A 12,725-nucleotide genomic window follows, 5' to 3' on the forward strand; every position below is an offset into this window, starting at 1 on the left:
AATGGACGAGAACGACATCCTGCTGACCATGATCGCCGAAGCTTTCGGTGAGGGCGATGAGGGCATGCGCCGGGTCGGCGAGACGATCTTGAACCGGGCCGCTATTCGCGGCATCGATCCGGCCGAGGTCGTGCGCCAGCCGCACCAATACACCGGCTTCTTCGCTCCGGGCCCGGCCGCCGTCGCTGCCCAACGCGACCCCGCCGTCATGACCGCTGCGGAAGCGGCCTGGCAGCTTGCCAAGCAGCCGGGCGATCCGACGCAGGGCGCCGACCACTATCATGCCGATTCCGTCGATCCATATTGGGCAGACTCAATGCCCAGCACGGGAAGCTACAAGCAGCACACATTCTATCGCTCACGGCCTGTGCCGGTCGAAGCGCTAAGTGCCCTGCTGACGCCATCGGCACCCGTCCCACAGATGCCGCCCGCCCGCGGCAACGTGCCGTCTGATCTGATCTCCAACAGCATGAGCGGCATCGCCGCCGCGCAGGGCCGGCGCTCGCTGGCCGATATGTTTGGTCCTGCTGCGAATGCCAACACCCCGCGGCTGCAGGACGGCGCCGTAGTGTCGCCGATGGCCGGTGCAGCGGGTTGGGCCAGCGACATTTTCCCGAACACCGCCCGACGCGCGCCGGCTCGGGCTCCGATCACCACCAACGATCTGTTCTCGTCGAGCGGCATCGCCGACACGGCGCGCAACACCCAGGCCATGCAGGACCCGGCGCTGGCCGCTGCGCTGCAGCGCTCCTTGCGTCCGGCCGCTCCGCCTATGCCCCTGGGCACCCGCCAGTCCTTTGCCGGCCAGGAGGCAGGCCAGCGCGGCGGGGCTCCGGCCGATCTGATCTCGCGCAGCATGACCGCCGCCCGAAGCAGCGTCAGTCCCAGCACGCAGGCCGCCGTCGAGGCATGGGTGAAGCCCAAGCCGGTGATGACCGCCGCCCAACAGCGCGCCGACAACGGACAGGGCCCACCGGCTGCCCGCACCGCCAAGGCTCGCCTGCCCGATATTCAGCCGTCAGCCGTCGGCGGCCCGCCCACCACGCGAACGGTCCAGAGCGTTCCAATGCCCGCGCAGCGCACGGCGCCACAGCAGGCCAAGCCGACGCCAATGACCATCGGCGCCCCGCCGTCTTACGCTGGGATGGAGCGGGCGGCCCCGTCGCGCATCACCGACACCGGCCAGCCCTTCGATTTCGCTGACCTCGCTACGGTGTTTGACTTCACGCCCCGCGTGGCCTCGACGATCAACGACCGCAAGGACCAGTCCCGTCTGACCAACACTTCGGTAATCGGCAATGCCGGCCCCGACGTCCTGATGGCGCACGGTCTCTTTCCCGATCAGGCGCCCAAAATCGCGGTGCCCCAGGTTCCGCCGCGTCGACCCGCCACGCCGCAGACACCGCAGACGCGGGTGGCCATCACATCGCCCCAGGTGCCGGCGCGTCGCCCCGGCGGCGTCATTGCTCAGTCGCGCTTGGCTGCGTCGCCTGCGGCGGCGTTGGGCTATGCCCGCGCACCCGTCCCCCGCGTCGCATCGCCTGGCATTGCTGCCATCGCATCGGCCTTCGGTGGCGGCGGGAGTGGGCAGTCGAGTGGCGGCAGCAGTTCAGGCGGGTCGTTCCGCGGCACTGCCACGGGCCGAAGCTACAATATCGGTCAGAACTATGTGACGGGCACCGGCGAGGTCAAAGTGGCCAATTCGGATGGCAGCTTCACCAGCCTATCGTCGGGCCGGACCACGCCAGGCTCGAGCACCAGTTCCAGCAGCGGCAAGCGGTCATACGACCCGGACAGCAACAGCTGGCGGTGACTTTGCTCTTTAGGTTTTCCCATTATAGCAGTCGGCCGTTCGGAGAACGCGGTTCGACGATGCAGGTGCCGACACGGTAGACTGGCGGAACGAATCGAAATGCGATACATTGCAGGCCATAGGATTGGCGCATAGCGGCAACGCTACTGAACGCCTTTCGGAGAGATCATGCCCAACTTCGGATATAAAACACGCAAAGCCGCGCAGGTCGCAGCATTCTTTGCTTTGAAGCAAGGAGGCTCGATCAATGTGCTCAAGCTAGCGAAGCTTTTGTATATTGGGGACCGTGAGCATCTCTCCCGGCACGACCTACCTATTCTGTTCGATAATTTTGTGTCTATGGACCACGGCCCGGTGACGTCGACCACGCTCGATTATGTGAATGGCTATCAGGAAGACCGGGCCAATTGGGATGTCTTCGTATCCGATCGCGCGGGCTACAATGTTGGCGTTGCGAAAAGCAGCTTGACGACCGACGACCTAGACGAACTGAGCGACGCTGAGCTCGACACTTTGGAGGCCGTCTGGAGTGATTTCGGTGGGATGGATCGCTATGCTGTTCGTGACTGGACCCACACGCACTGCGGCGAGTGGGAAGATCCGAAGGGCTCTTCTGCGGCCATTCCCTATGAACGGGTTTTGAAGTTTCTCGGTAAAGGACACACTGCCGAAATAGCCAACGAGATCGAAACGGTTCGCAGTTTAGATCAGGCCCTCAGCTACGCACAGTGACTTACTCGCCGGAGCCGCAGAATACGCTGCTTCTGCCATCTGGCACCTTCGAGTCGCCGGACCAAAAACACCTTTTCATTATTATGACCAAGGTATGCTCCAATGGTCAGCACTTGTTCTTGTCTGTTAGCTCAATCAAGGATGGTGTAAAGCACGATCCAACCTGCGAGTTGGAAGTCGGCTGCCACGGCTTTATCACAAAGCCTAGCTTCATCTTTTACGCGAAAGCGGCGCAAGTCCGTTCGGACCTGCTAATAAAATGTGTCGCTGGCTGGGTTTATACGCCGAAAGACCGCCTGTCAGACGGAGTATTCTCGCGAGTGTGTGAGGGTATAGAGGCGTCACCTTTCACCCCGCGCTGGGCAAAGAAGTATTATGGGGAGAATTGCGGCTAGCTCTCAGGATATACTCGAGTTCGCCGACCCTGTAGCCATTCGACAGCCAGCCATCCCTTCTTGGTGATCTTGAAGGTCCGGCCATGCAGCGATGGCGCGCCTTCCACGGTAAGGTCCTTTGCGATTAAAGCGTCCATGCTCTTCTGACCAACGCCGGATGCTTTCGCCAGGGGCTCAAAGTCGATCGACACACGGGCGAGGGTTCGCAGCGCCTTTTTGTCGTGCCCGGTCAGTTGGCGCCAGTCGGCCTCATCAAACGTCACCGCCTCGTTCATATATAGATCCTAACGCCGTTTCGTTGCAGCCGGCGCCGATAGGATAGACCTGATGCCATTCTTGTTCATATAGAGCAGCTCACCATCGGAAATAGCCCGATCTACCTCTCGATTTGGCGCTACCACCCGCATGGATGAAAGGTCGATCTTTCCAATAACCTTCCCGCTGCCATCCTCAATATCGGCGAGCTCACTCATTGCTGCCTCCCCGGTTGGTCTGTTTCCAGCCGGCGCCTCCAGAACTTTCCGCTCCGTTCATAAACAGCGGTGGGTGTCAGACGATTGAAAATTGCCAACACGCCCTTGCCGACGCACAGATTAGAGCTCCTATCAAAGTAGGCGAGCTTCTCGTCATTGAGTTGAAATAGGTGGCCGGCGGCTGCCTCCTGATAGATGAAGCCAAACTCATCATATTCCCGAAGCATCCACCGCGCGGCTTCTTCCTCAGTCATTGTTGTTGGGCGCCACGTAATTCTTTAGCGTGTCCTCGGTGAAATGAGCTCGCTCTTTCGATGCGCCTCGGAACCATTCACACCAATAGCCGCCGGAATCGCCCCCGGTAGCCTTCTCGACAGTCATGGCTGGTCCGCCTGACTTGAGCTGGACGATATCGCCGACATTGAACTTATTTGCCATCACCGAATCCCATAGTTAGTTGAGCGCAGTGTCGCTTACTTACAAGGCGCTTTCAATCGCACCCCCTCGTCGCGGTCTGCGGACCTGGTGAATGGGGATTTGGCGAACCAGCTGTGCTGTTTCAGCACGGCGACGTCACCGAAAATCGAGTAAAGCGCCCGGGGCTACAGCGAATTGATCAGGGGCTTTTTGGTGTCGGTCCCGTCATATCGGCTGGAGTTCACGGCACGGTCGACCCGATGGAACTCAAGCATATGGTCGATCTGGGCGTCGAGCAGTAAGGCCTTGGCGTCTTTGCCTTGCACCCTGGTGTCGAGCCAGGTGCCGTAGGCTTCTGGCGCCAAAATTACGGGCATTCGATCGTGAAGGTGGGCAATCTCTGGAACGGCAGGCGCGGTGATGATCGTGCAGCTGGTCACGCCCAAATTGTCGTTGCGCGCCCAAATCCCGGCGAAGCTGAATGGCTGCCCATTGGGCATTTGCAGTAGCCAGGGATCCTTGCCGCCGTCCTCCGCCTTTGTCCATTCAAAATAGCCATCAGCTGGAATCAGGCAGCGGCGCGACTTGAACCCTTCGCGAAAAGCACCCGAGATATCGACGGTTTCTATCCTCGCGTTGAACATCGCCGCCTTGGGCAGTTCCTTCGCGAAAAACGGCACCAACCACCATCGGCCGCGGTCGAGCTCTAATTCACCGGCCTTGTCCAGATGGACGATATCGACGTCTTGGGTGGGTGCAATGTTATGCCGTGGCTGCAGATTAGAAGGTGCCACCGGGTGCAGTTTGTCGCTCAGCTTGTAGAGGGCATGGATCTGCGACCACGTCATTTCATTGGTGAAGCGTCCGCACATCAATAGCCCTCCTGGTCGGCCAGACGGCCCCAAGCATCGCGCCAGATGCCCACCTCTGCCATTGTCACCACAACGCGGTCATAGCCCATCAGGATGCGCAGCGCATGGGCGCTATCCAAGGCGTCTGGCACGGACCAAGGCCCCATCTCCCCGCCTGCCTCGAACACGCCCCTGCCTGTCAACCTGGCGCACCAGTAGATGCTGGCCGTCGGCTCCACATAGGCCAGCCCGACGGCCAGCATGTGGATATCGATGCCGCCAATGCCCACCATGATCGCGTCCTCGGCGATCTCTTCATCATCGACGGTCCACTGGTAGAATGGTAGCGACGGCATGCGCTCCATCTCGGCGCAGGTTTGGGAGCTAATGGATCCTAATGGATGCTAATGGAAGGCACTGGAGCCTAATGGAACATTCTCACCCTAGGCAACGAGACGAAGCAGTAGGACCATCAGCCTACAACTCCTGTATCAGAATTTAATGGAGCGTAATGGACGCCAATGGAAGGCGCTGGAAACGATCATTTAGAACAGCGTAGCGATGCCAGCATCGCTTTTCGCGCGCGCCGCTCGGATCGCGTTGATCCACGCCGCGAAGGAATTCGTCGGAAGCCGATAAACCCCTCTCCGCGTATCATCTTGCAGAATTACACTCTTGGCCTTCAAGGCCTGTAGCGCATTGGTCACATTGGTTTCGCTAACGCCAGACTCCGCAATAATCGTTTTTCTAGTCACCCACTGATCCCCATGGTCCGCCATAGCATCTAGTACACGTCGATACTCCTCAGAGGAAATTCGCGCGTGATACATTTCGCTAAAGAACTTGTCGCCCAATTGGGATAGGGCGCCACCGTCCTTAAAGGCGGCATCACCCACGTCCTCAACATCGATTATGTTATCCTTGTCGTGCTCAAAAGCCGAGTAAGAGAACTGCTGAACGAAATGCGGGTAGCCTTCTGATAGGTCGGCCAAAAACTCAATACCCTCTTCGGTGATTGTGGTCTTCACGGCATTTCGCGAATTTGCCTCTTCGAGCCCTAAGTTAACGACCCGGATTCGCTCGTCCAACTCGAGCGGTTCCAGGTGCATTATTTGAAAGAGCCTCGGTGACGATTCATGGCTATCTCTTAGCTTGCTCAGCAATGGCGGCAGCCCGGCTAGACCAAAAAGCACCCGATCACATGATGCCCAGGTCAACCTCTCTGTGATCATCTTTAGCTGCAAACCCAGATTCGCTTCCACAGGAGGCCTATCGGCTTCGTCTATTAGAAACACGACGCCGTCCATGTCGTTGGAGGTGAGATCGCAGAACTCTGCCAAATGAGTCACAAACTCTTCGCAAATTTCTTCAAAGTCGATCGCGCGATCTTCTTTATGGTACTGAACCCCCAGAACCTCCCAATTGGTCACCCAGTCCCATATTTTGCCGATTTTTTCCCGTACCTGCTGCTTCCGGGAAAGAGCAGTGCGAAATCCTCTTCCAATCTTACGAATTACATCAAGCTGAGTGGTACAGCCGCCGAGGTCCACCGGGACCGTCATAAAATTCATGCGCTCGTCAGGCGCGATGGGTAGGCCGTCCGCCAGCACCTTCACGTAGAAGAGCAGGGAAGACTTTCCAATTCCGCGTTCGCCGATCACCAAGAAATGTTGGGGGTTGCCGTGCTTTGCCTGAAAGAGGCTTCGCTCGATATTGTTGATCTCATCGAGGCGGCCGACAAACATTCCCTGGTGAACGATATCGTTGGGCTTGAAAGGGTTGTACTTCATTTCTCGGCTTTATCTGAAATCGTGACACGCACTTAACTCAGAAATTGGCGAAAAGTCGATGCTGTCGGTGGTCGGTGGGCAAAGGGTAATGAGCGCTATCGCGTGCTGACAGCAACTCGGAAATGGTGGGCTGTTGGAGCGAATGCTCATTCCGAGGCTATTCGACAATGACGGATTTTCGCCGCATTTCGGCTTTTGCAGTGTGCTGCCCAGGTGCTGCCCGGAAAAACGAAAGGCCGAGCACATGGCTCGGCCTTTTGACGTTAACCCCTTGATTTAACAAGGAGGTTTTTGGAGCGGGCGATGGGATTCGAACCCACGACCCTAACCTTGGCAAGGTTATGCTCTACCCCTGAGCTACACCCGCACTCCATTGTCTGCGACTGGTCTTGTTCGCCGCCGACGCGGGCCTATATGCCTAAACACCAGCCCGATTGCAACCCACATTTTGACCGTCGCGTGATCTTCGCGTCGCCTTGTGGGTTGGGGGGCTTGTCACATCACGGTTCGCGGGCGCAAGAAGGGCCCAGAACTTTCAGATTTCGCCTAGCTGCAAGGGCCTTTTATCATGTCCACCCCGATCCTCGACCTCACTGCCGCTCCCGCCAATGTTCCGCCCGCCGGCGCCCTGATCAAGGAATCCAGCGACGCCGCATTCAAGGTTGACGTGATTGACGCCTCGGCTGACCAGCCCGTGCTGGTCGATTTCTGGGCCCCCTGGTGCGGCCCCTGCCGCCAGCTCACGCCAGCGCTGGAAAAAGTGGTCAATGAGAAGGCCGGCGCGATAAAGCTGATCAAGATCAATATCGATGAGCATCCCCAGATTGCCGGGCAGCTGGGCGTGCAGTCGATTCCCGCCGTGTTTGCCTTTGCCGGCGGGCGTCCGGTCGACGGTTTCATGGGCGCCATGCCGGAAGCCGAAATCCGTCGCTTTGCCGACAAGGTGATTGCCGCCGCGCCAGCCCCCCAGCCGGGCGCGGGAACAATTGAAGCCCAGATCGCTGACGCCATCGAGGCGGCCGAGGCGGCTTTGCTGGCGGGCGACCTCGGCACCGCCGCGCAATTGTTTGGCACGGTCGTGCAACATCAGCCTGAAAACGCCGCCGCTCTGGTCGGCCTCGCCCAGGTTTATCTGGCCACTGACGAAACCGAGCAGGCGCAGGCGACGCTGGATCTGGTGCCCGAAGCCGAGCGCAAGGGTGAGGCCTATGTCAGCGCCATCAATTCCATCCGCCTCAAGGCCGAAGCAGCCAATCTCGGTGACATCAGCGCGCTCGAAGCGGCGCTCGCCAGCAATCCCGATGACCATCAGGCGCGCTTTGATCTGGCGCTGGCGCTCAATGGCCATGACAAGCGCCTTGAGGCGGCCGAAGCGCTGGTCGCCATCGTCAAGCGCGATCGCAGCTGGAACGAGGATGGCGCCCGCGCCAAGCTGCTGGAATTTTTTGATGCCTGGGGCCCCAAGGACCCAGCAACGGCCAAGGGTCGCCGCCTGTTGTCGGCGGCGCTGTTCTCCTAGGAGCAACCGCATCGATGCTCAAGCGCCCCGCCCAGCCCGCCGATCTGCCCAAATCAGTGCCGCTGTTCCCGCTTTCGGGAGCGCTGCTGCTGCCGTTCTCGCACCGGCCGCTCAATGTCTTTGAGCCGCGCTATATCGAGATGGTGGACGCGGCGCTGCGCGGCGATCGCCTGATTGGCCTGATCCAGCCCGAAGACACGACCGAGGAAAGCCCGCGCGGTCGCGATCCGCTGCAGGCCATTGGCTGCCTGGGCCGCATCACCCATTTCGAGGAGAGCGGGGAGGGCCGCTATTTCATCATTCTCGAAGGCGTGACGCGGTTCCGCCTTGCCCATGAGCTGACCGTGCTGACGCCCTATCGCCAGTGCGTTGTTGATGCCAGCGATTTTGCCAGCGATTTCACCCGCAATTTCGGTGAGGAGGCGGTGGACCGGGAGCGTTTCGTCAGGCTGATGCGCGACTATGCCGACTTCGCCAATATCGAGCTGAACTGGGAGGAGATCGAGCGCACCGGCACCGCCGATCTGGTCAATTTCTGCTGCATGGTCGGCCCCTATGATGCAGCCGACAAGCAGCTCCTGCTCGAAGCCCCCACGCTCGAACAACGCGCCGAAACGCTGATCGCCATGACCGAATATGAAATGGCGCGCGGCAGCGGCGGCAGCGCCCCCTCGCTCAACTGATGGCCACGCCCCCGGTCGATCCGCGCTACGTGCTCGATATCAAGACCCTCGAAATGCTGGTCTGTCCGCTGACCAAGACCCGTTTGGTCCTGTCGGCGGATCGTCAGGAACTGGTTTCGGTGGCAGCGCGCCTGGCGTTTCCCATCGTCAGCGGCGTGCCGCTGCTCAGCCTCGACGAGGCGCGCCAGGTCGACCCCGATTCGCTGCGGCGCCTGCCCAACCTCGACGACGGCAATTATGGCCGCTGAGAGCGATCTGGCCCGTCTGCTGGCCGGGCTCAACCCGGTGCTCGACATCCATCCCTACGGCTTCGCCCTGCTGCCGCATGGTCAGGCCCTGCCCGCCGGACTGGAGCCCTTCGGGTTACTGCGCGAGGCCGAGGGGCTGACCATCATCGCCATGCTTGATGACCTGACCGCTGCCGGCATCGCCGCAGAAGGTCGCTGGGCGCGCATCACCATGATGGTGCATTCCGCGCTTGAGGCGGTCGGCATGACCGCAGCCATGGCCACTGCGCTGACCCAAGCCGGCATCAGCGCCAATGTCGTGGCCGCCTACCACCACGATCATGTCTTTGTCCCCTGGGATCGCCGCGACGAGGCGGTCGCCGTCTTGCGTGCCCTCGGCTAGAGCGGCAGCCCGCTCAAGAGTCTGGGCCCGCCTGACGATACCCCAGCAGCTGTGCGGATCAGCGCCGATTTGACCGGCCCGGCCCGATCCACCAGCCCCAGCCCGAAGTCGCGCAGGGCGCGGACCGGCGCCACATCATTGGAAAACAGCCGGTTGAGCCCGTCGGTCATTGCCGCCATGCCCGCAGTGTCGAGCCGGCGCCAGCTCTGATAGTGCTCCAGCACATCGTCGCTGCCATGATCGAGCCCCAGCCGCACCGCTTCAATGACCACTTCGGCCAGCGCCGCCACATCCTTGAGCCCAAGATTGAGCCCCTGACCGGCAATCGGGTGCACCACATGGGCCGCATCACCCACCAGCGCCAGCCGTGGCGCGATAAAACTGCGCGCAATCTGCAGGCGCAGCGGAAACCCCATCAGCTTTTCTTCCACCGTGACCGCGCCCAGCGTGGCGCCCATCACCGTCTCGATCTCGGCCGCCAGCGCCACTGGATCAAGGTCCAGATAATGCCCGGCGGCGTCGCTGCGTTCGGTCCATACCAGCGAGGAGCGGTTGCCGGGCAGCGGCAGGCTGGCGAAGGGGCCGGCCGGCCGGAAATGCTCATAGGCGACGCCGTCATGGGGCAGGGCGTGGGCAATGGTGGTCACCAGCCCGGTCTGGCCATAATCATGCCCGGTCACGCCAATCCCGGCCATGCCGCGCAAGGCCGACTGGCTGCCATCGGCCGCCACCAGCAGCGGCGCCCGCAATACCCGGCCATCGGCCAGCGACAATGCCGCCAGATCGCCCGTTACCACGTAACCGGCGACCTGGGCCGGCGCGATGATGCTGGCAGCATCGCCCAGCGCCTCCATCAGCGCCGACGTACTGACCCGGTTCGGCACCATATGGGCAAAGGCCTCGCCGGGCGCCAGATCGCCATCAAAGCTGAGGAACAGTGGCCGCGAAATATCACCCTCGCCCGAATCGGTGATGCGCATAGCGCTGATGGGTTGCGCTTCCGCCAGCATGGCAGGCCACACCCCCAGCGCCTCAAACACCCGCCGCACCCCCGCCGCGATGGCCGAGGCGCGGTTGTCGCGCGGCACCGCCAGCGGCCGCCGATCCACCAGCGCCACGCGGATGCCGCGGGCCGCCTGGGTCAGCGCCAGCGCCAGCGTCAGCCCGACGGGCCCACCACCCACGATGATGACATCAAAGCGTTCCTGGTCCTGCATGCCGGCCTCCATCTGCGTATGCCGATCCCTACGCCGAACACGCCACGCTGCCAAGCTGCCTATCTGTTGGGCACAAAAATCCAAAATGCCAATCTATTGTGCATCGATCAACCCCGGTGCGTGAATAGCCGGGGCAGAAAGGCAGTCTTCCGGCAATTTTCTGCAAGTATTTCAGTCGTCTAGAGATTGCGTCCCAATTCTGGCACGGCTCTTGAGTCTAGACTGACGTAAAGACATTGCAGCGCTGCGGGAGTTTACATGAAGCTGATTGTTGCGATCATCAAGCCATCACGTCTCGAAGAGGTCCGCCAGGCCCTCAATTCACTGGACGTCCACGGCATGACTGTCACCGAGGTCAAGGGTTACGGACGCCAGAAGGGCCATTCCGAAATCTACCGAGGCACGGAATACGCGGTTCATTTCCTGCCCAAGCTCAAGGTGGAAATCGCCGTCGATGATGCGGTCGCCGATCCGGTGACCAATGCCATCCGCGACAGCGCCCAGACCGGGCGCATAGGCGATGGCAAGATCTTCGTGCTCGACCTTTTGGCCATTACGCGCATCCGCACCGGTGAAACCGGTCCGGCCGCGCTTTAACCGACATCTCCGGAGAACAAGAACAATGACAGGTCAGAAAACATCGCGGCGCCTGCTGGGGGGCATAGCCCTGGCGGGCCTGCTGCTCACCCTTCCCGCTCTGGGTCAGGATGCCGCGCCTGCGGAAGCTGCCGAGGCCGCGGCGACGGTCAGCGAAGGCGTCTCGGCCGACGTCGTCTTCATCCTCAATTCGCTGTTGATGGTGCTCGGGGGCATCCTGGTATTCTTCATGGCGGCAGGTTTCGCCATGGTCGAAGCGGGCATGGTGCGCACCAAGAATGTCTCGATGCAGCTGCTCAAGAACATCTCGCTGTTTGGCGTCGCCTGCCTGATGTATTACCTGATCGGCTACAACCTGATGTACCCGCTGGGCAATTGGATCATGGGTGCTGACGAGACCGGCGGCTATCTGGGCGCCTTCGGCATTGCCGTGCTCGAAGCGGTTGGCGTCACCGCCGATACGGCCGATGACTTCTCCTATGCCGCCACCAGCGCCGACTTCTTCTTTCAGGTCATGTTCTGCGCCACCGCCGCCTCGATCGTCTCGGGCACCTTGGCCGAGCGTATCAAGCTGGTACCCTTCCTGCTCTTCACCGTCGTGCTGACCGGCCTGATCTACCCCATTGCCGGCTCCTGGAAATGGGGCGGCGGTTTCCTCGACAGCCAGTTCGGCTTCCTCGACTTTGCCGGTTCCACGGTAGTGCACTCGGTCGGGGGCTGGGCTGCATTGGCCGGCGCCATTCTGCTCGGCGCGCGTCGCGGCAAGTTCAATGCCGACGGCACGGTCAATGCCATGCCCGGTTCGTCCATGCCGCTGGCGACGCTGGGCATGTTCATCCTCTGGCTCGGCTGGTTCGGCTTTAACGGGGCCTCCCAGCTCGCCATGGGTTCGGTGAACGACATGGCCGCGGTCGGTCGCATCATGGCCAATACCAATGCCGGCGCCGTCGGCGGGGCCTTGGCTGCTCTGGTGCTTTCAGGCCTGCTCTACAAGAAGTTCGACCTGACCTTTGTCATCAACGGGGCGCTTGCCGGCCTGGTGGCGGTCACCGCTGAACCCCTCACGCCCGGCCTGGGCACGGCGTCGCTGATCGGCGCGGTGGGCGGCATCATCGTCGTGCTGGGTGTGCCCATGCTCGACCGGCTCAAGATCGACGACGTGGTTGGCGCCATCCCGGTCCACCTGCTCGCCGGCATCTGGGGCACCATTGCCGTGGTCTTCACCAATCCGGACGCCAATCTGGGCGGTCAGCTGATCTCCATCATCATCGTCGGTGTCTTCACCTTCGTGGTGAGCTTTGCGGTCTGGTTCATCCTCAAGGCAACCATGGGCCTGCGCCCCACGGCCGAGGACGAGGATGCGGGCCTGGATGTCGCCGAAATCGGCATCGAGGCCTATCCCGAGTTCAGGTAACCCCTCACGCGAAGGCCGGGTCCGCCCGGCCTTCCACCTGCCCTGGCACGGGCTTGTCCAAAGTCCGGCGCCAGCCTCGTCTGAACCCGATGTTCCCCGCGCCAACGGCGGCGGGCCAGCGACGATGCGCCGCAGAAATGTGCAGATCCGGTGCCTTTCTGCCCAAATTTTAGGCAGAATGCGAAAGCCTGCGC

General features: G+C 61.2%; 16 protein-coding genes and 1 tRNA gene. 8 read left to right on the forward strand and 9 right to left on the reverse strand.

Annotation, left to right across the window (positions count from 1 at the left end; all coding sequences use genetic code 11):
* The first annotated feature begins 1 nt into the window (after position 1).
* Positions 2-1,813, forward strand: coding sequence for a cell wall hydrolase (locus ABFY71_RS04165; RefSeq protein WP_347944802.1), 1,812 nt, complete (start codon positions 2-4; stop codon positions 1,811-1,813).
* A 168-nt stretch (positions 1,814-1,981) separates the two neighbouring features.
* On the forward strand, positions 1,982-2,545 hold the full coding sequence (locus ABFY71_RS04170; RefSeq protein WP_347944804.1) for a Panacea domain-containing protein: 564 nt from the start codon (positions 1,982-1,984) through the stop codon (positions 2,543-2,545).
* 391 nt (positions 2,546-2,936) lie between these two features.
* Here ABFY71_RS04170 and ABFY71_RS04175 read toward each other — a convergent pair whose 3' ends face one another.
* The 8 genes from ABFY71_RS04175 to ABFY71_RS04210 form a co-directional block, all read right to left on the reverse strand.
* Positions 2,937-3,215: a hypothetical protein gene (locus ABFY71_RS04175; RefSeq protein ID WP_347944805.1), complete on the reverse strand. Its 279-nt coding sequence runs from the start codon at positions 3,213-3,215 to the stop codon at positions 2,937-2,939.
* Positions 3,216-3,224: 9 nt separating this feature from the next.
* On the reverse strand, positions 3,225-3,413 hold the full coding sequence (locus ABFY71_RS04180) for a hypothetical protein (protein ID WP_347944806.1): 189 nt from the start codon (positions 3,411-3,413) through the stop codon (positions 3,225-3,227).
* Positions 3,410-3,667: a DUF6953 family protein gene (locus tag ABFY71_RS04185; RefSeq protein WP_347944807.1), complete on the reverse strand. Its 258-nt coding sequence runs from the start codon at positions 3,665-3,667 to the stop codon at positions 3,410-3,412. The genes ABFY71_RS04180 and ABFY71_RS04185 overlap by 4 nt, the downstream gene beginning before the upstream one ends.
* The gene (locus tag ABFY71_RS04190; RefSeq protein WP_347944808.1) at positions 3,660-3,851 is read right to left on the reverse strand and encodes a YodC family protein; all 192 of its coding nucleotides are present in this window, start codon (positions 3,849-3,851) and stop codon (positions 3,660-3,662) included. The genes ABFY71_RS04185 and ABFY71_RS04190 overlap by 8 nt, the downstream gene beginning before the upstream one ends.
* A 164-nt stretch (positions 3,852-4,015) precedes the next feature.
* Positions 4,016-4,702 (reverse strand): SOS response-associated peptidase, encoded by a 687-nt coding sequence (locus ABFY71_RS04195; RefSeq protein WP_347944809.1) that lies wholly within the window; start codon positions 4,700-4,702, stop codon positions 4,016-4,018.
* Complete coding sequence (locus ABFY71_RS04200) at positions 4,702-5,037, reverse strand: hypothetical protein (RefSeq protein WP_347944810.1); 336 nt, start codon at positions 5,035-5,037, stop codon at positions 4,702-4,704. Before ABFY71_RS04200 ends, ABFY71_RS04195 begins: the two co-directional genes overlap by 1 nt.
* A 189-nt stretch (positions 5,038-5,226) precedes the next feature.
* Entirely contained in the window at positions 5,227-6,471 is a 1,245-nt protein-coding gene (locus ABFY71_RS04205) for an AAA family ATPase (RefSeq protein ID WP_347944811.1), read from the reverse strand.
* A gap of 292 nt (positions 6,472-6,763) precedes the next feature.
* Positions 6,764-6,838, reverse strand: a tRNA-Gly gene (locus ABFY71_RS04210).
* A gap of 201 nt (positions 6,839-7,039) precedes the next feature.
* Between ABFY71_RS04210 and trxA the strand changes: the two genes are divergently transcribed.
* From trxA to ABFY71_RS04230, 4 genes are read left to right on the forward strand one after another with little or no spacing between them, the layout of a single operon-like run.
* Complete coding sequence (gene trxA / locus ABFY71_RS04215) at positions 7,040-7,990, forward strand: thioredoxin (RefSeq protein ID WP_347944812.1); 951 nt, start codon at positions 7,040-7,042, stop codon at positions 7,988-7,990.
* Positions 7,991-8,004: 14 nt separating this feature from the next.
* Positions 8,005-8,673: an LON peptidase substrate-binding domain-containing protein gene (locus tag ABFY71_RS04220; RefSeq protein ID WP_347944813.1), complete on the forward strand. Its 669-nt coding sequence runs from the start codon at positions 8,005-8,007 to the stop codon at positions 8,671-8,673.
* Positions 8,673-8,921, forward strand: a complete 249-nt coding sequence (locus tag ABFY71_RS04225; protein WP_347944814.1) for a Trm112 family protein — start codon at positions 8,673-8,675, stop codon at positions 8,919-8,921. The genes ABFY71_RS04220 and ABFY71_RS04225 overlap by 1 nt, the downstream gene beginning before the upstream one ends.
* Complete coding sequence (locus ABFY71_RS04230) at positions 8,911-9,303, forward strand: ACT domain-containing protein (protein ID WP_347944815.1); 393 nt, start codon at positions 8,911-8,913, stop codon at positions 9,301-9,303. The genes ABFY71_RS04225 and ABFY71_RS04230 overlap by 11 nt, the downstream gene beginning before the upstream one ends.
* Here ABFY71_RS04230 and ABFY71_RS04235 read toward each other — a convergent pair.
* Positions 9,300-10,520, reverse strand: a complete 1,221-nt coding sequence (locus ABFY71_RS04235; RefSeq protein ID WP_347944816.1) for an FAD-dependent monooxygenase — start codon at positions 10,518-10,520, stop codon at positions 9,300-9,302. The genes ABFY71_RS04230 and ABFY71_RS04235 overlap by 4 nt on opposite strands.
* Before the next feature lie 258 nt (positions 10,521-10,778).
* On the opposite strand from ABFY71_RS04235, the gene ABFY71_RS04240 reads away from it, so the two are divergent.
* Together ABFY71_RS04240 and ABFY71_RS04245 are read left to right on the forward strand one after the other, a co-directional pair.
* Positions 10,779-11,117, forward strand: coding sequence for a P-II family nitrogen regulator (locus ABFY71_RS04240; RefSeq protein WP_305579603.1), 339 nt, complete (start codon positions 10,779-10,781; stop codon positions 11,115-11,117).
* A gap of 25 nt (positions 11,118-11,142) precedes the next feature.
* Positions 11,143-12,531 carry an ammonium transporter family protein gene (locus ABFY71_RS04245; protein ID WP_347944817.1) on the forward strand — a complete coding sequence of 463 codons (1,389 nt, stop codon included), beginning with the start codon at positions 11,143-11,145 and terminating at the stop codon, positions 12,529-12,531.
* Positions 12,532-12,725: the final 194 nt, after the last annotated feature.

Origin of the sequence: Devosia alba (genome assembly GCF_039938915.1) — a bacterium.
Classification (GTDB): domain Bacteria; phylum Pseudomonadota; class Alphaproteobacteria; order Rhizobiales; family Devosiaceae; genus Devosia; species Devosia alba.

What these genes read in the sequence shown, in the direction of transcription:
- ABFY71_RS04165 (WP_347944802.1), top strand. Translation starts at nt 2, where the DNA reads ATGGACGAGAACGACATCCTGCTGACCATGATCGCCGAAGCTTTCGGT.
- ABFY71_RS04170 (WP_347944804.1), top strand. Translation starts at nt 1,982, where the DNA reads ATGCCCAACTTCGGATATAAAACACGCAAAGCCGCGCAGGTCGCAGCA.
- ABFY71_RS04175 (WP_347944805.1), bottom strand. Translation starts at nt 3,215, where the DNA reads ATGAACGAGGCGGTGACGTTTGATGAGGCCGACTGGCGCCAACTGACC.
- ABFY71_RS04180 (WP_347944806.1), bottom strand. Translation starts at nt 3,413, where the DNA reads ATGAGTGAGCTCGCCGATATTGAGGATGGCAGCGGGAAGGTTATTGGA.
- ABFY71_RS04185 (WP_347944807.1), bottom strand. Translation starts at nt 3,667, where the DNA reads ATGACTGAGGAAGAAGCCGCGCGGTGGATGCTTCGGGAATATGATGAG.
- ABFY71_RS04190 (WP_347944808.1), bottom strand. Translation starts at nt 3,851, where the DNA reads ATGGCAAATAAGTTCAATGTCGGCGATATCGTCCAGCTCAAGTCAGGC.
- ABFY71_RS04195 (WP_347944809.1), bottom strand. Translation starts at nt 4,702, where the DNA reads ATGTGCGGACGCTTCACCAATGAAATGACGTGGTCGCAGATCCATGCC.
- ABFY71_RS04200 (WP_347944810.1), bottom strand. Translation starts at nt 5,037, where the DNA reads ATGCCGTCGCTACCATTCTACCAGTGGACCGTCGATGATGAAGAGATC.
- ABFY71_RS04205 (WP_347944811.1), bottom strand. Translation starts at nt 6,471, where the DNA reads ATGAAGTACAACCCTTTCAAGCCCAACGATATCGTTCACCAGGGAATG.
- trxA (WP_347944812.1), top strand. Translation starts at nt 7,040, where the DNA reads ATGTCCACCCCGATCCTCGACCTCACTGCCGCTCCCGCCAATGTTCCG.
- ABFY71_RS04220 (WP_347944813.1), top strand. Translation starts at nt 8,005, where the DNA reads ATGCTCAAGCGCCCCGCCCAGCCCGCCGATCTGCCCAAATCAGTGCCG.
- ABFY71_RS04225 (WP_347944814.1), top strand. Translation starts at nt 8,673, where the DNA reads ATGGCCACGCCCCCGGTCGATCCGCGCTACGTGCTCGATATCAAGACC.
- ABFY71_RS04230 (WP_347944815.1), top strand. Translation starts at nt 8,911, where the DNA reads ATGGCCGCTGAGAGCGATCTGGCCCGTCTGCTGGCCGGGCTCAACCCG.
- ABFY71_RS04235 (WP_347944816.1), bottom strand. Translation starts at nt 10,520, where the DNA reads ATGCAGGACCAGGAACGCTTTGATGTCATCATCGTGGGTGGTGGGCCC.
- ABFY71_RS04240 (WP_305579603.1), top strand. Translation starts at nt 10,779, where the DNA reads ATGAAGCTGATTGTTGCGATCATCAAGCCATCACGTCTCGAAGAGGTC.
- ABFY71_RS04245 (WP_347944817.1), top strand. Translation starts at nt 11,143, where the DNA reads ATGACAGGTCAGAAAACATCGCGGCGCCTGCTGGGGGGCATAGCCCTG.